The following is a 16999-nucleotide window of genomic DNA, read 5'->3' as shown; positions in this document are numbered from 1 at the left end:
TAAATGAGAATAGTTATGATTACAATAGCACAACGCTATTTACGCAGCGGGAGAATGAATGAAAAATGCGAATAAATATGACAACCGTTAAATAGCGGACAGCAAAAAGGGCGCCGAAGCGCCCTTTTTAAGCTCAAAGCTAATTAATCAATAATTAGCTCATTACTTTAGCAACAACGCCCGCACCAACAGTACGGCCGCCTTCACGGATTGCGAAACGCAGACCGTCGTCCATCGCGATTGGGTGGATCAGGGTAACAACCATTTTGATGTTGTCGCCCGGCATTACCATCTCAACGCCTTCCGGCAGTTCGATGGTACCAGTCACGTCAGTAGTACGGAAGTAGAACTGCGGACGGTAGCCTTTGAAGAACGGAGTATGACGGCCGCCTTCGTCTTTGGACAGAATGTACACTTCAGATTCGAACTTGGTGTGCGGCTTGATAGAGCCCGGCTTAGCCAGTACCTGACCACGTTCGATTTCTTCACGTTTGATACCACGCAGCAGAACACCAACGTTCTCACCAGCACGGCCTTCGTCCAGCAGTTTGCGGAACATTTCAACGCCAGTACAGGTAGACTTAGCAGTCTCTTTGATACCAACGATTTCAACTTCTTCACCAACTTTGATGATACCGCGCTCTACACGACCGGTAACAACGGTACCACGACCGGAGATGGAGAATACGTCTTCGATAGGCAGCAGGAACGGCTTGTCAATCGCACGCTCTGGTTCCGGGATGTAAGAATCCAGGAAGCCAGCCAGTTCGATGATTTTCGCTTCCCACTCTGCTTCGCCTTCCAGCGCTTTCAGAGCAGAACCACGAACGATCGGAGTGTCGTCGCCCGGGAAATCGTACTGAGACAGAAGTTCACGAACTTCCATTTCTACCAGTTCCAGCAGCTCTTCGTCATCAACCATATCGCATTTGTTCAGGAACACGATGATGTACGGAACGCCTACCTGACGACCCAGCAGGATGTGCTCACGAGTCTGCGGCATCGGGCCGTCAGTCGCAGCAACAACCAGGATCGCGCCGTCCATCTGCGCAGCACCGGTGATCATGTTTTTAACATAGTCGGCGTGGCCCGGGCAGTCTACGTGTGCGTAGTGGCGAGTCGGGGTGTCATATTCAACGTGAGAAGTGTTGATGGTGATACCACGAGCTTTTTCTTCCGGCGCGTTATCGATCTGGTCGAATGCACGAGCAGCACCGCCGTAGGTTTTAGCCAGTACGGTGGTGATTGCAGCGGTCAGGGTAGTTTTACCGTGGTCAACGTGGCCGATGGTGCCGACGTTAACGTGCGGTTTTGTACGTTCAAATTTTTCTTTAGACACGGCTATATTCCTTACTATAGTGCTCTCCCCTGGGGAGAGAGCACGGGACTTAGGTTTTAATCCTGTGGCTTATTTACCACGGGCTTCAATAACGGCCTGAGCAACGTTGTTCGGCGCATCGTCGTACTTCAGGAACTCCATGGAGTAAGAAGCACGGCCTTTGGTCAGAGAACGCAGCTGGGTTGCATATCCGAACATTTCAGACAGCGGAACTTCAGCATGGATAACAACGCCAGTGACGTTGGATTCCTGACCACGAAGCATACCACGACGGCGGCTCAAGTCACCGATTACGTCACCGGTGTTCTCTTCCGGAGTCTCTACTTCAACCTTCATGATAGGCTCAAGCAGAACTGGTTTCGCTTTCTTAAAGCCATCTTTGAAGGCGATAGAAGCGGCCAGTTTAAACGCCAGCTCAGAGGAGTCAACGTCATGGTAAGAACCGAAGTGCAGACGCACGCCCAGATCAACAACCGGGTAACCAGCCAGCGGGCCAGATTTCAGCTGTTCCTGGATGCCTTTATCAACGGCCGGGATGTATTCGCCAGGAATTACACCACCTTTGATGTCGTTGATGAACTCGTAGCCTTTCGGGTTTGAACCCGGCTCCAGCGGGTACATGTCGATAACAACATGACCGTACTGACCGCGACCACCAGACTGCTTAGCGTGTTTACCTTCGATATCGGTAACTTTCGCGCGAATCGCTTCACGGTAAGCAACCTGAGGTTTACCGACGTTCGCTTCAACGTTGAATTCACGCTTCATACGGTCAACGATGATGTCGAGGTGCAGCTCACCCATACCGGCGATAATGGTCTGGTTAGATTCTTCGTCAGTCCAAACGCGGAATGACGGGTCTTCTTTAGCCAGACGGCCCAGAGCCAGACCCATTTTTTCCTGGTCAGCTTTGGTTTTCGGTTCTACCGCGATGGAGATTACCGGCTCAGGGAATTCCATACGCTCCAGAATGATCGGGTGATCCGGGTCACACAGAGTGTCACCAGTGGTCACGTCTTTCAGACCGATAGCAGCAGCGATATCGCCCGCGCGAACTTCTTTGATCTCTTCACGTTTGTTAGCGTGCATCTGTACGATACGGCCAAAACGCTCGCGTGCAGTTTTCACTGAGTTCAGGATGGTGTCACCGGAGTTAACCACACCAGAGTACACGCGGAAGAAGGTCAGGTTACCCACGAACGGGTCGGTAGCGATTTTGAATGCCAGAGCAGCAAACGGCTCTTCATCGCTAGCATGACGCTCAGCCGGAGTATCTTTACCGTCGTCCAGAATACCGTTGATCGCAGGTACGTCGACTGGGGATGGCAGGTAATCAATTACCGCATCCAGCATCGCCTGAACACCTTTGTTCTTGAACGCAGAACCACAGGTTACCAGGATGATTTCGTTGTTCAGAACGCGCTGACGCAGAGCTTTTTTGATCTCTTCTTCAGTCAGTTCTTCACCACCCAGGTATTTCTCCATCAGCTCTTCTGAAGCTTCCGCAGCGGACTCGATCAGGTTCTGGTGCCATTCTTCAGCCAGTTCCTGCATGTCAGCCGGGATATCTTCATAAGTGAAGGTTACGCCTGCATCTTCTTCGTTCCAGTTGATGGCTTTCATTTTCACCAGGTCAACAACACCGGTGAACGCTTCTTCAGCGCCAATCGCCAACTGCAGCGGAACAGGGTTCGCGCCCAGGCGGGTTTTGATCTGACCAACAACTTTCAGGAAGTTCGCACCCATACGGTCCATTTTGTTAACGAACGCAATGCGTGGAACTTTATATTTGTTTGCCTGACGCCATACGGTTTCAGACTGAGGCTGAACACCACCAACTGCGCAGTAAACCATTACTGCACCATCAAGCACACGCATGGAACGTTCTACTTCGATAGTGAAGTCAACGTGCCCCGGGGTGTCGATGATGTTTACGCGATGCGGTTCATACTGCTTAGCCATACCAGACCAGAATGCAGTAGTCGCTGCGGAGGTGATAGTAATACCACGCTCCTGCTCCTGTTCCATCCAGTCCATGGTGGCTGCGCCGTCATGAACTTCACCGATTTTATGGTTTACACCGGTGTAGAACAGAATACGTTCGGTAGTAGTGGTTTTACCGGCGTCGATGTGCGCACTGATACCGATGTTACGGTAGCGCGCGATGGGTGTTGTACGAGCCATTTGATTCCTCGTTTATCTTTTAGGCGTTCAATTTAAGTAGCCCAAAGCGGGCTGCTTACTAGAAGCGCCCGCCTGGTGACTAAAACTCCGAAGGGATTACCAACGGTAGTGTGCGAACGCCTTGTTGGCTTCTGCCATACGGTGAACGTCTTCACGTTTCTTAACTGCAGTACCTTTGTTTTCTGCAGCATCAGAAAGTTCGTTCGCCAGGCGCAGAGCCATGGATTTATCACCGCGTTTACGAGCAGCTTCAACGATCCAACGCATTGCCAGGGCATTACGGCGAACCGGACGGACTTCAACTGGAACCTGATAAGTAGAACCACCAACGCGGCGAGACTTAACTTCGACAGTCGGACGCACGTTTTCAAGGGCTACTTCAAAAGCTTCCAGGCCATCTTTACCAGAACGCTGAGCCAGGGTCTCCAGCGCGCTGTATACGATGGTTTCTGCAGTAGATTTTTTACCATCTACCATCAGGATATTTACAAATTTAGCCAGCAGCTCTGATCCGAACTTAGGATCCGGCAGAATTTTACGCTGACCAATGACGCGACGACGTGGCATGGGAATACTCCGTTGTTAATTCAGGATTGTCCAAAACTCTACGAGTTTAGTTTGACATTAATATAAAACGTTTGGCCTTACTTAACGGAGAACCATTAAGCCTTAGGACGTTTCACGCCATACTTGGAGCGTGATTGCTTACGGTCTTTAACGCCGGAGCAGTCAAGCGCACCGCGAACGGTGTGGTAACGAACACCCGGGAGGTCTTTTACACGACCGCCACGGATCAGGATCACGGAGTGCTCCTGCAGGTTGTGACCTTCACCACCGATGTAGGAAGTCACTTCAAAACCGTTAGTCAAACGCACACGGCATACTTTACGCAGTGCGGAGTTTGGTTTTTTAGGAGTGGTAGTATATACACGAGTACATACGCCACGTTTCTGCGGGCATGCTTCCAGTGCAGGCACGTTGCTCTTTGCAACTTTGCGTGCGCGTGGTTTGCGTACCAGCTGGTTAACTGTTGCCATTAAATAGCTCCTGGTTGTAGCTTTCGCTTCGTAAACACGTAATAAAACGACCTCATACAATATGAGGACGCAGAATTTTAGGTCGGTGTCGAAAAGGTGTCAAGAAATATACAACGATCCCACAATTACCAGGACATCTGGCTGGGATGCTTCACCGTAAGTCTGACGAAGTCAGTATAGCTAACCCTGACGACACTGTCTGAAATTTGACCACCTAAGCCGCGAGCTTTAATGTCTTCTTCCAGTACATAGACCTTAATGGAGGCATTTTGCAGACTTTCAAGGAAACGGCTTCCTTCTATTGCCGCGGTCACGCCATCCTGAAGCAATAAAAGTTCATCGTCTTTATCAATCAGGCGAAGAAGAGAGGAGAAATCGGTAAGCCACGCGGAACGATGTAATGTGTGCAGCATGAGTATCTCAAAACCTTAAAATGACGTCATAGTTGCCTAGCTCACGGCGTAAATCTTCCGGTTCTAACGCTGTCGCATCGACCACAAAATTACCCCCCTGCTGGAGGCCCCGCTCGCGTAACGAGGCGGCACAAAGCCAACATTGATCGATATCGTACAACCCTAACAGCTTGAAGGTTGCGATATAGTCGCGAGCCAGCACGACATCCGGTTGTTGTCCCTGGAGGATTTGAAAAACGCCATCGCCGATAAAAAATACGCCGAGGTCTTCCGTTAATGCCGATGTCGCCAGTAAGGCATCTAACCCTTCGCGGCCAGACGAACTGCCATGCGGCACGGTAGTAAAGACAAAAGCAACACGTTTCATTAAAACTGCACCACGCGATCGCAGGTCAGGGATGCCTCAGCCAGCGAACCCAGCCCGCTGAGGTTAAAACCTGATTGTAAATTAGCCCCTGCCAGTCCCAGTCGCTTCGCTTCTGTTTCATCAACGACGCCGCGACGCAGCGCCGCAGCTACGCAGATATTCAGCGTCACGCCATGCTGCTGGTTCAGTTGTTGCCAGGCCCGCACCAGATCATATTCATCACTGGCAGGTGAAGTCAGGAAGTTGGCGTTATACACACCTTCACGATAGAAAAAGACGCTGCATAGCTCATGCCCTTCTTTGAGTAACGCGTGAGCAAATTGCAACGCGCTGCTCGCCTGCTGCGTGCCATAAGCTGGCCCCGTCACCATAATGGCAAAACGCATTACTTGTCTTGCCCCTGGAAATCGCCGCTTTTGAACTGACGAATATAGAGGTAAACCGTGTGCTTGGAGATGTTCAGCCGATCGGCGACCTGGTTAATGGCATCTTTAATATCGAAAATACCTTTCTCATACAGATTCAGGACAATCTGGCGATTCTTGGCATTGTTGGAAACATTACGATCGGCATTCACTTCTTCAATCGTGAATTCCAACGTTTGGGTAACCAGGTCTTCCACCGAAGAAGCGAAGTTAACGGCAGAACCCACTTCCGGGGTTTCCGGTGGGATAAAGGTATTCATTATCTGCGAGAATGGAACATCAAGGTTCATGTTGATGCACAGCAGACCAATCACGCGATGCTCACGGTTGCGAATGGCAATCGTCACCGACTTCATCAAGACACCGCTTTTCGCACGTGTGAAGTAACACTTCGACACGCTGCTATCCGCACCCGTCATATCATGCAGCATACGCAACGCAAGGTCAGTAATCGGCGAGCCAATTTTGCGGCCCGTGTGTTCACCGTTAGCAATGCGGATGGCCGAGCATTTCAAATCCTGCAAAGAGTGCAATACGATTTCACAATGGGAACCAATGAGCATCGCCAACCCGTCCACAACCGCTTCGTAGGATTTGAGGATATCGAAATCGGTTTGATCGAAAGGACGTTGATCCAGTAAATCTAGCTCACTGGTTTCGTTGGTTAAAAGCGACCTGGACATGAAAAAAAGCACTCCTTTTCAGGAGCCTGTCGTTATGTTGTCAGGGCAGGCTCATCACTATTATAGGGGCATCTAAAGTAATACAGCGCACAAGGCGCTTTCCAGTATTAATTATATCCTGTCGATAATAAAAAACCGCCGCCCTGTGGGCGGCGGTGTCTGGTTACTTACTTTTTGCTGCTGTCCGCAGCTTTAGCAGCCGGTGCAGCATCTGGCTGCGCATCGGCTTTCGGTGCCGGTTTGATGTCTAACAGTTCAACATCAAAGACCAGCGTAGAGTTAGCCGGAATGCCCGGTACGCCGGTTTTGCCGTAAGCCAGATCCGGCGGGATAACCAGCTGGATTTTGCCGCCTTTCTTGATGTTTTTCAGGCCTTCGGTCCAGCCTGGGATAACACCGTCAAGACGGAAAGAGAGCGGCTCACCGCGGGTATAAGAGTTATCAAACTCTTTACCGTCAATCAGCGTACCTTTGTAGTTGACTACCACGGTATCGCTATCTTTCGGTGCAGCGCCGGTACCTTCTTTCTCTACTTTATAGACCAGGCCAGTAGAAGAGGTTTTAACGCCCTTCTCTTTAGCAAATTTCTCGCGGTAAACTTTACCTTTGGCTTCATTGTCAGCCGCGTCTTTTTCCATTTTCGCCTGAGCGGAGCTCTTCACGCGTGCTTCAAACGCCTGCAGAGTTTGTTCGATTTCCTGGTCAGACAGTTTGCTCTTGTCTGCAAACGCATCCTGAACGCCAGCGATCAGCTGATCTTTATCCAGTTTGATGCCCAGTTTTTCCTGCTCTTTCAGAGAGTTTTCCATATAACGACCCAGGGACGCGCCCAGCGCGTAAGCGGCTTTTTGGTCGTCATTCTTGAATGCTGCTTTGCTGTCAGCAGTAGCGGCTGGTTTCGCAGCGTCAGCAGCGAAGGTGATCGGGGCATGCAGAGCAACAGCCATTGTGGTCGCCAGCAGCGTTACTTTAAACAGTGATTTCATCCATATCTCCAGGGCCGGGGCATCTCACCCCAAGGTTAGCTAACATAAAAATGTACTATAAAGCGTTGCAGAACAAATCAACATACGGGCACGCCCTATTATCACCACTTTTCAGACTCTTTTTGTTTAAATTAGTTTCGTGACCGAAGATTGAGTGCTGTGCAAACAGGCAAAGTTAAGTAGAATTCGCCGCAGTCCGCGATCTGCCGGAGAAAAAAGAAAGAGGTGAATCATGCAGGATACAACAATGGAAACTCGCCTGGCTGAACTGGAAAGTCGCCTGGCATTTCAGGAGATAACCATTGAAGAGCTCAACGTGACGGTGACCGCGCATGAACTGGAAATGGCAAAACTCCGCGACCATCTGCGTTTATTGACGGAGAAGCTCAAGGCAACGCAGCCGTCCCACATCGCGTCGCAGTCTGAAGAGACCCCGCCGCCACATTATTGAGACATAAAAAAAGCGGGATATTCCCGCTTTTTTTTATGCCGTATAACGATTAGTGGCAACCGCAACCGCCGCCTTTACCGCCACCGCCGCAGCAGCCTTCGCCACCGTGCTCGTGACCATGGTCGTGACCGTGACCACCGCAGCAACCGTCATGACCGTGGTCATGATCGTGGTCGTGACCGTGCGCACCGTGAACGTGACCGTGAGCCAGCTCTTCTTCGGTCGCTTCGCGGATAGCGACAACTTCTACGTTGAATTTCAGGTTCTGGCCAGCCAGCATGTGGTTACCGTCAACCACAACGTGGTCGTCTTCCACTTCGGTAATTTCTACCGGTACTGGCCCCTGGTCAGTTTCAGCCAGGAAACGCATGCCAACCTGCAGTTCATCAACGCCCATGAAGACGTCTTTAGGAACGCGCTGCACCAGGTTTTCGTCGTACTGACCGTATGCGTCGTTTGCGCCAACAGCAACATCGAATTTGTCGCCAACTTCATGACCGTCCAGCGCTGTTTCCAGGCCAGAAATCAGGGAACCGTGACCATGCAGGTAGTCCAGCGGTGCACTCACCGGAGACTCATCAACCAACACACCGTCTTCTGTACGTACCTGATAGGCCAGGCTGACCACCAGGTCCTTTGCTACTTTCATGATATCTCCTGAGCATGGAAAGAATAGTGGCGCAGATTGTAGCGGAATTCTGCACCCGTGTACCCTCTAGCTTAAAAAAAGCTGCGCCATATCGCTAGTCCGGATGAAAAATCCCGATCACTTGCTCTTCTTTGCGAACGTGCTCGCGCGCCTCTTTATCCGCTTCCCGCATCTGATGACCGCACTTAACACACTCAACAATATCGATATTATTTTCGCGCCACATCGCCAGCGTATCCTGCGCCTGGCAGGACGGACATTTTGCGCCTGCGATAAAACGTTTACGAATTGCCATGGTTACCTCTACTCAAATTCATCCCAGCCATCCAGCTGACGTCGCTCTTGCTGCATCTCTCGTTGGAAAATCTCCTCAAGCTCGCGCCGGGCTTCCCTGGCTCGGGAGATTTGTACCGTATCCGTGTGCATGGGGATCAGTTCCCGCAACATGCGCATATCCAGCCGCCGAAAATGCAGCTGAGCGCGCTGAGCCTGGTGCGGATGCATCCCTAGCGTAACCAGCGTTTTTCGCCCTAACTCCAGCGCACTGGAAAACGTTTCGCGGGAAAACTGCGTCACACCAGCCTGTAATAACTCATGCGCCTCTACACGTCCGCGTGCACGCGCAAGAATATGCAAATGCGGAAAATACTGTTGGCACAGCTCCACCAGCTTCATAGTGTCTTCAGGTTCATTACAGGTAATAACAATAGACTGTGCGGCTTCTGCACCCGCGGAACGCAACAGATCCACCTGCGTGGCATCACCGTAATAGACCTTATAGCCATATTTGCGCATTAAATTCACTGCGCTGATATCTCTTTCCAGGACGGTAATACGCATTTTATTGGCCATCAACAGACGACCAATAACCTGACCAAAGCGCCCGAAACCCACCACAATCACCTGCGGTTTATCATCTTCCACCCAGGGTTTTTCATCTTCTTCATCCGTGCCGTTAAACTGGCGGGAGAGCCATTTATCAATCAACTTCATCACCAGCGGCGTGGTCATCATCGACAGCGTGACGGTCACCAACAACAGCGCCATTTGGTCACCCTGAAACAGCCGTTGGGAAGAGGCCGTTGAAAACAGCACGAAAGCGAATTCACCGCCCTGACTTAAAACCCCGGCAAACTGCATCCGTTCTGAGCTTCTCATGCCGTTAAGACGCGCCAGTACATACAGCACCAGCATTTTTACGACCACCAGCACCATCACGCTCGCCGCCACCCATAAAATATGGGTATAGAGCACACCAAGGTTAAGCGACATACCTACGGAGATAAAAAACAGGCCAAGCAACAGGCCTTTAAACGGATCGATTGCCGTTTCCAGCTCATGTCGGTATTCGCTTTCCGCCAGCAGAACGCCCGCGATAAAGGTCCCCAGCGCCATCGACAGACCCAGCGCATCCATAAATAAAGCAGAACCCAGCACTAACAGCAGCGTGGCGGCGGTGAACACTTCCCGCACGCCAGAATCCGCAATAAAGCGGAAAACCGGACGCAGCAAATAACGCCCACCTATCAGCATGCCGGCAAAGGCCAGCACCTTCATCCCCACTTTGATCCAGTCAAAATGTTCGTCAGCAGACCCCGCCAGCAGCGGAACCAGCGCCAATGCGGGGATCACCGCCAGATCCTGAAATAGCAGCACCGAAAAGCCCAGTTGTCCGGATTCACTGCGATTCATGCCTTTTTCGCGCATCAACTGTAGCGCCATAGCGGTCGATGACATCGCCAGACCAATGCCGCCAACCACTGCCGCCTGCCAGGAGAACGCTGTAAGCATCAGTAGCCCTGCCAGCACGACCGCGCTTAGCATCACCTGCGCGGCACCGACGCCAAAAATTGAACGCCGCAATTGCCACAGTTTGGCTGGATTAAGTTCCAGCCCAATGATGAACATCAGAAAAACTACGCCCAGTTCGGAAAAGTGTAAGATTTCATCCACGTCGCTGATGAACCCTAATCCCCATGGGCCAATAGCAATCCCCGCCAGCAAGTAACCCAGCACCGGACCGATACCCAGTTTTGAGGCCAGAGGAACGGCAGCCACCGCCGCGAAGAGGAACAACACGCCGGCAGTCAATAAATCAGAACCTTCCATCAGTGGCCTCCCACAGGGATCGGATTCGCCAGCCAGTCACCATACGCTTTCGCATGGCTGTCCAGCTCCTGCTTCGTTTGCCGTCTGGCCCAGTAGACAATGATAGGGCTCATCCAGTGCATGCGGCACATACCGGCCGTTAGCTCAAAAGGGCGCAGTACATCGCTCATTGGATAACGGTTTAGCGCGTCATAGCGGTAGGCGCTTTCCGGCTCGCCGGTAGTGATAACGCTCCGCCAGTACTTTCCCGCCAGTTGATTCCCCCCGGGGCCGCTGGCAAATCCTCGGCTCAGTACGCGGTCAAGCCACTCCTTTAACAACGCCGGGCAGCTATAGGTGTAGAGCGGGTGCTGAAAAACAATCACATCATGCTCGCGCAGCAGCGCCTGCTCATGCGGAATGTCGATAAAAAAGTCAGGATAGTGCGCGTACAGGTCGTGCACGGTAACATTGCTGAGCTGCATAGCCGGTTTAAGCAGTACCCGGTTCGCGACCGAGTCCTGAGATTCCGGATGGGCATACAGCAGCAAGACTTTCGCTGGCTGGAACATCATCCCCCTCCCGGTTTTGTCTTTTGTCTATTTTCGACGTTTTGGGCTACCATTGCGCCTCGGTGCGGCAAATGGCCCACACATTACATTATCATAATGATAAATTAACATAGTCTGAACATACGGCGCCTTATGATTGTTTTCTCATCGTTACAAATTCGTCGCGGCGTGCGCGTCTTGCTGGAAAATGCCACAGCCACCATTAATCCAGGGCAGAAAGTTGGCCTGGTAGGTAAAAATGGCTGCGGTAAATCTACCCTGCTGGCATTGCTGAAAAATGAACTCAGCGCCGACGCCGGAGGATTTACCTATCCGGGAAACTGGCAGCTCGCGTGGGTTAATCAGGAAACGCCTGCGTTGCCACAGCCGGCGTTGGAGTATGTGATTGACGGCGACCGCGAGTATCGTCAACTGGAAGCACAGTTGAACGATGCCAACGAACGTAACGATGGACACGCCATTGCCACCGTCCATGGCAAGCTGGATGCCATCGACGCCTGGACTGTGCGCTCACGCGCCGCCAGCCTGCTGCATGGCCTCGGTTTCTCCAACGAACAGCTTGAACGTCCCGTCAGCGATTTCTCCGGTGGCTGGCGTATGCGTCTCAACCTGGCTCAGGCGCTGATTTGCCGTTCAGACCTTCTGCTGCTCGATGAACCGACCAACCACCTCGATCTCGACGCGGTGATCTGGCTGGAAAGATGGCTGAAAAGCTATCAGGGCACGCTGATTTTGATCTCCCACGACCGCGACTTCCTCGATCCGGTGGTGGATAAAATTATTCATATCGAACAGCAAACGATGTTCGAGTACACCGGTAACTACAGCGCGTTTGAAATCCAGCGTGCGACCCGCCTCGCACAGCAACAGGCAATGTACGAAAGCCAGCAGGAGCGCGTGGCGCATCTGCAAAGCTATATCGATCGTTTCCGCGCTAAAGCCACCAAAGCAAAGCAGGCGCAGAGCCGTATCAAAATGCTGGAACGTATGGAGCTGATTGCCCCTGCGCACGTGGACAACCCGTTCCACTTCAGCTTCCGCGAGCCGGAAAGCCTGCCGAACCCGCTGTTAAAGATGGAAAAGGTCAGCGCCGGCTACGGCGACCGCGTCATTCTCGATTCGATCAAACTGAATCTGGTACCGGGGTCTCGCATCGGCCTGCTCGGACGCAACGGCGCGGGTAAATCTACGCTGATTAAGTTGCTGGCCGGCGAACTGGCCCCCATCAACGGCGAGATTGGCCTGGCAAAAGGCATCAAGCTGGGTTACTTCGCACAGCACCAGCTGGAGTTTTTGCGCGCCGATGAATCACCGATTCAGCACCTGGCGCGCATGGCGCCGCAGGAGCTGGAGCAGAAACTGCGAGACTACCTCGGCGGATTCGGCTTCCAGGGCGATAAAGTCAGCGAAGAGACTCGCCGCTTCTCCGGAGGTGAAAAAGCGCGTCTGGTGCTGGCATTGATCGTCTGGCAGCGCCCGAACCTGCTGCTGCTTGATGAACCGACCAACCACCTGGATTTGGATATGCGTCAGGCGCTGACCGAAGCGCTGATCGATTTCGAAGGCGCACTGGTTGTGGTCTCGCACGACCGTCACCTGATTCGCTCTACTACCGATGACCTCTATCTGGTGCACGACAAGAAAGTCGAGCCGTTTGATGGCGATCTTGAGGATTATCAGCAGTGGCTGAGCGATGTGCAAAAACAGGAAAACCAGAGCGACGAACCGGCAAAAGAGAGCGTTAACAGCGCCCAGGCACGTAAAGACCAGAAGCGTCGCGAAGCTGAACTACGCACCCTGACGCAACCGCTACGTAAAGAGATTTCCCGCCTGGAAAAAGAGATGGAGAAACTGCACGCACAGCTGGCGCAGGCCGAAGAAAAACTCGGCGATAGCGAACTGTACGACCAAAACCGCAAAGCCGAACTCACAGCATGCTTGCAGCAGCAGGCCAGTGCGAAATCCGGACTGGAAGAGTGCGAGATGGCCTGGCTGGAGGCTCAGGAACAGCTTGAGCAGATGCTGGCCGAGTAATCATGAGTGCCGGATAAGGCGAAGCCGCCATCCGGCACTATAGCCGATGATTGCCTGCTGACTGACTCGCGACAAAATCACATATTGGCTAACCCGCACGCGCTGTGCGCGGTATAGTTATTCTTTCCGATTATTAATTGCTCTGGTGTTATGGTTGAAATCACGTCCACAGAAATAACTCCACCTACCGACGATTCACGAGAATTCCGTCCGATGCGCGGTATCAGTAACCGCCATCTGCAGACGATGCTGCCGCGTTTAATTCGCCGCAAGGTGAAGTTCGACGCCCACTGGCAGCGTCTGGAATTGCCCGACGGTGATTTTGTCGATCTGGCATGGAGTGAAGATCCGCAACAGGCGAAACACAAACCGCGCCTGGTGGTTTTTCACGGTCTGGAAGGCAGTCTGAACAGCCCGTACGCACATGGCCTGATTGAAGCAGCGCAAAAGCGCGGCTGGCTGGGCGTGGTGATGCATTTTCGCGGCTGCAGCGGCGAACCCAATCGTCTGAACCGTATTTATCACTCCGGTGAAACAGAAGATGGCACCTGGTTTTTACACTGGCTGGCACGTGAGTTCGGTCGCGTGCCGACCGCGGCGGTAGGCTATTCGCTCGGTGGAAACATGCTGGCCTGCCTGCTGGCAAAAGAAGGTACTGAGATTCCAATTGATGCCGCGGTTATCGTTTCCGCGCCTTTCGTGCTGGAAGCCTGTAGTTACCATATGGACAAGGGATTCTCCCGGGTCTATCAGCGCTACCTGCTAAACCTGTTGAAAGCCAATGCCTCGCGTAAGCTAGAGGCGTATCCAGGATCGCTGCCGGTGAGCCTGGGCCAGTTGAAATCTCTGCGTCGCATTCGCGATTTTGACGATCTGATCACCGCCAAAATCCATGGTTTCGCCGATGCTATAGACTATTACCGTCAGTGTAGCGCTATGCCGTTGCTCAACCAGATCGCCAAACCCACACTGATTATCCATGCCAAAGACGATCCGTTTATGGATCATCACGTGATCCCTAAACCGGAAAATCTGCCCTCACAGGTAGAGTATCAACTGACGGAACACGGCGGCCACGTCGGATTCATTGGCGGCACGGTGCGCCGTCCTGAGATGTGGCTGGAATCCAGAATCCCGGACTGGCTGACAACGTATCTGGAGGCATCATCATGATCATCCCCTGGCAAGACATCTCCCCGGACGCGCTGGACAATCTGATTGAAAGCTTTGTCTTGCGCGAAGGCACCGATTATGGTGAACATGAACGCTCGCTCGAACAAAAAGTCGCCGACGTCAAACGCCAACTACAATCTGGTGAAGCCGTGCTGGTATGGTCCGAACTGCATGAAACGGTCAACATTATGCCGAGGAAGCAGATTCACGAGTAATCCGTAGCCGACGGCCGACTATAATAAAAATTCAACCTATTCATGGAGTTGTTATGTCTGCCAAACATCCGGTGATTGCGGTAACAGGGTCCAGCGGCGCGGGGACCACCACCACCAGCCTCGCGTTTCGTAAAATTTTCGCGCAGTTAAATCTGCGCGCCGCCGAGGTGGAAGGTGACAGTTTTCATCGTTATACCCGTCCGGAAATGGACATGGCGATTCGCAAAGCGCGCGATGCCGGGCGGCATATCAGCTATTTCGGCCCCGAAGCTAATGACTTCGGTCTGCTGGAGCAAACCTTCATCGAATACGGCCAGACGGGCAAAGGTCAGTCGCGAAAATATCTGCACACCTACGATGAGGCCGTACCGTGGAATCAGGTTCCGGGTACATTTACGCCCTGGCAGCCGCTGCCTGAACCGACGGATGTCCTGTTCTATGAAGGACTGCACGGCGGCGTCGTAACCCCACAGCAAAACGTGGCCCGGCATGTCGATCTGCTGGTTGGCGTAGTGCCGATCGTGAACCTGGAATGGATTCAGAAGCTGACCCGCGATACCAGCGAGCGAGGACACTCGCGCGAAGCGGTGATGGACTCAGTGGTGCGCTCAATGGACGATTACATCAATTACATTACGCCGCAGTTTTCCCGTACGCATATTAACTTCCAGCGCGTACCGACCGTTGATACCTCCAACCCCTTTGCCGCCAAAAGTATTCCATCACTGGATGAAAGCTTTGTCGTGATTCATTTTCGGAACCTGGAAGGGATCGACTTCCCGTGGCTACTGGCCATGCTGCAGGGATCATTCATTTCCCATATCAATACGTTGGTTGTTCCGGGCGGGAAAATGGGTCTGGCGATGGAATTGATTATGCTGCCGCTGGTCCAGCGACTGATGGAAGGCAAAAAGATAGAGTAAGGTGTTATTTTGCCGGATGGCGGCTGATGCCTTATCCGGCCTACGCGTTTATATCCTGTAGGCCTGATAAGTGAAACGCCATCAGGCATGACATCACGAAGCAGCAACCACTTCATAGGAGTGGGTAATGTTCACCGCCTTTTCCAGCATCAGCGCCACGGAGCAATATTTTTCCGCAGAGAGATCGACTGCGCGCGAAACGGACGCATCTTTCAGATCGTTACCCGTTACGATGAAATGCAGGTTGATGTGGGTAAACAGGCGCGGCGCTTCATCACGACGCTCTGAGGTCAGTTTCACTTCGCAGTTGGTCACATCCTGACGACCTTTTTGCAGGATCGAAACCACATCAATTGCGCTGCAACCACCCGCAGCCATTAATACCATTTCCATCGGGCTCGGCGCTTTATCACCGGAGTTACCGTCCATCAAAATTTGGTGACCAGAGGCGGACTCACCGAGGAAGGTTAACCCCTCAACCCACTTTACACGCGCTTGCATATTTCGTAACTCCAATGTTTCAATTTTCCTGACAGATTACGCGTACATAACAATTCTCGCAACGGAAGGCGACCTGCGTCATGCTGAAGCGAGACACCAGGAGACACACGGCGAAAGCTATGCTAAAACAGTCAGGATGCTACAGTAATACATTGACGTACTGCATGTATGCAGAGGACATCACATTACAGGCTGCAGTTAATTTTTGACAGCCCCTTTCCCAGGTAGCGGGAAGCATATTTTTGCAAACCCAGAGGCAGCGTCGTTTTCTGGCTCTGGAGACAGCTTATAACAGAGGATAACCGCGCATGGTGCTTGGCAAACCGCAAACAGACCCGACTCTCGAATGGTTCTTGTCTCATTGCCATATTCATAAGTACCCATCGAAGAGCACGCTGATTCACCAGGGTGAAAAAGCGGAAACGTTGTATTACATCGTTAAAGGCTCAGTGGCAGTGCTGATCAAAGATGAAGAAGGGAAAGAAATGATCCTTTCTTATCTGAATCAGGGCGATTTTATTGGTGAATTAGGCCTCTTCGAAGAAGGTCAGGAACGTAGCGCCTGGGTACGTGCCAAAACCGCATGTGAAGTCGCTGAAATTTCATACAAAAAATTTCGCCAATTAATCCAGGTCAACCCGGATATTCTGATGCGCCTGTCTTCACAGATGGCTCGTCGCCTGCAGGTCACGTCTGAAAAAGTCGGCAACCTTGCCTTCCTCGACGTAACGGGTCGTATCGCGCAGACTCTGCTGAATCTGGCGAAACAGCCTGATGCGATGACCCACCCGGACGGCATGCAGATTAAAATCACCCGTCAGGAAATCGGCCAGATCGTTGGCTGCTCCCGTGAGACCGTTGGTCGTATTCTGAAGATGCTGGAAGATCAGAACCTGATCTCCGCACACGGTAAGACCATCGTCGTCTACGGCACCCGTTAACCCCATCGAAGTGGCGCG

19 protein-coding genes and 1 pseudogene are annotated in these 16999 nt (G+C 52.3%); 6 read left to right on the top strand and 14 right to left on the bottom strand.

Going from position 1 to position 16999, the window contains the following annotated elements:
- Nucleotides 1–154: 154 nt before the first annotated feature.
- The 9 genes from tuf to fkpA all read right to left on the bottom strand — a co-directional run bounded on the left by tuf (nt 155) and on the right by fkpA (nt 7434).
- On the bottom strand, nt 155–1339 hold the full coding sequence (gene tuf, locus HV311_RS01960; protein ID WP_003031109.1) for an elongation factor Tu: 1185 nt from the start codon (nt 1337–1339) through the stop codon (nt 155–157).
- Between the two features lie 69 nt (nt 1340–1408).
- Nucleotides 1409–3523 (bottom strand): elongation factor G, encoded by a 2115-nt coding sequence (gene fusA, locus HV311_RS01955; protein WP_016154762.1) that lies wholly within the window; start codon nt 3521–3523, stop codon nt 1409–1411.
- Nucleotides 3524–3619: 96 nt separating this feature from the next.
- Entirely contained in the window at nt 3620–4090 is a 471-nt protein-coding gene (gene rpsG, locus HV311_RS01950) for a 30S ribosomal protein S7 (protein ID WP_016154763.1), read from the bottom strand.
- 95 nt (nt 4091–4185) lie between these two features.
- The gene (gene rpsL, locus HV311_RS01945; RefSeq protein ID WP_003023654.1) at nt 4186–4560 is read right to left on the bottom strand and encodes a 30S ribosomal protein S12; all 375 of its coding nucleotides are present in this window, start codon (nt 4558–4560) and stop codon (nt 4186–4188) included.
- Nucleotides 4561–4685: 125 nt separating this feature from the next.
- On the bottom strand, nt 4686–4973 hold the full coding sequence (gene tusB, locus HV311_RS01940) for a sulfurtransferase complex subunit TusB (protein ID WP_016157620.1): 288 nt from the start codon (nt 4971–4973) through the stop codon (nt 4686–4688).
- 7 nt (nt 4974–4980) lie between these two features.
- Nucleotides 4981–5340 carry a sulfurtransferase complex subunit TusC gene (tusC, locus tag HV311_RS01935; RefSeq protein ID WP_131347052.1) on the bottom strand — a complete coding sequence of 120 codons (360 nt, stop codon included), beginning with the start codon at nt 5338–5340 and terminating at the stop codon, nt 4981–4983.
- A complete protein-coding gene (gene tusD, locus HV311_RS01930) occupies nt 5340–5726 on the bottom strand; it encodes a sulfurtransferase complex subunit TusD (protein WP_016154766.1) in 387 nt (128 codons plus the stop codon). Before tusD ends, tusC begins: the two co-directional genes overlap by 1 nt.
- On the bottom strand, nt 5726–6448 hold the full coding sequence (locus tag HV311_RS01925) for a helix-turn-helix transcriptional regulator (RefSeq protein ID WP_003023643.1): 723 nt from the start codon (nt 6446–6448) through the stop codon (nt 5726–5728). Before HV311_RS01925 ends, tusD begins: the two co-directional genes overlap by 1 nt.
- Nucleotides 6449–6615: 167 nt before the next feature.
- Nucleotides 6616–7434, bottom strand: a complete 819-nt coding sequence (gene fkpA / locus HV311_RS01920; protein ID WP_016154767.1) for an FKBP-type peptidyl-prolyl cis-trans isomerase — start codon at nt 7432–7434, stop codon at nt 6616–6618.
- A gap of 232 nt (nt 7435–7666) precedes the next feature.
- Here fkpA and HV311_RS01915 point away from each other — a divergent pair, with 232 nt between their 5' ends.
- Nucleotides 7667–7885: a protein SlyX gene (locus tag HV311_RS01915; RefSeq protein WP_003023639.1), complete on the top strand. Its 219-nt coding sequence runs from the start codon at nt 7667–7669 to the stop codon at nt 7883–7885.
- Nucleotides 7886–7934: 49 nt separating this feature from the next.
- Here the strand turns inward: HV311_RS01915 and slyD are convergent, their stop codons facing one another.
- The 4 genes from slyD to kefG all read right to left on the bottom strand — a co-directional run bounded on the left by slyD (nt 7935) and on the right by kefG (nt 11194).
- Nucleotides 7935–8534: a peptidylprolyl isomerase gene (gene slyD, locus HV311_RS01910; RefSeq protein ID WP_191220656.1), complete on the bottom strand. Its 600-nt coding sequence runs from the start codon at nt 8532–8534 to the stop codon at nt 7935–7937.
- Nucleotides 8535–8628: 94 nt separating this feature from the next.
- Nucleotides 8629–8829, bottom strand: a complete 201-nt coding sequence (locus HV311_RS01905; RefSeq protein ID WP_016154768.1) for a YheV family putative zinc ribbon protein — start codon at nt 8827–8829, stop codon at nt 8629–8631.
- Between the two features lie 8 nt (nt 8830–8837).
- A complete protein-coding gene (kefB, locus tag HV311_RS01900) occupies nt 8838–10643 on the bottom strand; it encodes a glutathione-regulated potassium-efflux system protein KefB (protein WP_016154769.1) in 1806 nt (601 codons plus the stop codon).
- Nucleotides 10643–11194 (bottom strand): glutathione-regulated potassium-efflux system ancillary protein KefG, encoded by a 552-nt coding sequence (gene kefG, locus HV311_RS01895; RefSeq protein ID WP_137379857.1) that lies wholly within the window; start codon nt 11192–11194, stop codon nt 10643–10645. The genes kefB and kefG overlap by 1 nt, the downstream gene beginning before the upstream one ends.
- A gap of 132 nt (nt 11195–11326) precedes the next feature.
- On the opposite strand from kefG, the gene HV311_RS01890 reads away from it, so the two are divergent.
- From HV311_RS01890 to HV311_RS01875, 4 genes and pseudogenes are all read left to right on the top strand, one after another.
- Nucleotides 11327–13228, top strand: a complete 1902-nt coding sequence (locus HV311_RS01890; RefSeq protein WP_191220655.1) for an ABC transporter ATP-binding protein — start codon at nt 11327–11329, stop codon at nt 13226–13228.
- A 104-nt stretch (nt 13229–13332) separates the two neighbouring features.
- Nucleotides 13333–14401 (top strand): annotated as a pseudogene (locus HV311_RS01885) (hydrolase).
- Nucleotides 14398–14616 (top strand): YheU family protein, encoded by a 219-nt coding sequence (locus HV311_RS01880; RefSeq protein WP_003023615.1) that lies wholly within the window; start codon nt 14398–14400, stop codon nt 14614–14616. The pseudogene HV311_RS01885 and the gene HV311_RS01880 overlap by 4 nt, the downstream one beginning before the upstream one ends.
- A gap of 53 nt (nt 14617–14669) precedes the next feature.
- Nucleotides 14670–15539: a phosphoribulokinase gene (locus tag HV311_RS01875; protein ID WP_003827751.1), complete on the top strand. Its 870-nt coding sequence runs from the start codon at nt 14670–14672 to the stop codon at nt 15537–15539.
- 93 nt (nt 15540–15632) lie between these two features.
- On the opposite strand, the gene HV311_RS01870 is transcribed toward HV311_RS01875, so the two are convergent.
- Complete coding sequence (locus HV311_RS01870) at nt 15633–16040, bottom strand: OsmC family protein (protein WP_016154773.1); 408 nt, start codon at nt 16038–16040, stop codon at nt 15633–15635.
- 308 nt (nt 16041–16348) lie between these two features.
- Between HV311_RS01870 and crp the strand changes: the two genes are divergently transcribed.
- The gene (gene crp / locus HV311_RS01865; protein ID WP_000242758.1) at nt 16349–16981 is read left to right on the top strand and encodes a cAMP-activated global transcriptional regulator CRP; all 633 of its coding nucleotides are present in this window, start codon (nt 16349–16351) and stop codon (nt 16979–16981) included.
- Nucleotides 16982–16999: the final 18 nt, after the last annotated feature.

The sequence above is a fragment of the Citrobacter sp. RHBSTW-00881 genome (assembly GCF_013728515.1).
Lineage (GTDB): Bacteria > Pseudomonadota > Gammaproteobacteria > Enterobacterales > Enterobacteriaceae > Citrobacter > Citrobacter braakii.
The sequence above is the reverse complement of the archived record's forward strand: the minus strand, read 5'-3'. Positions and strand labels throughout refer to the sequence as shown.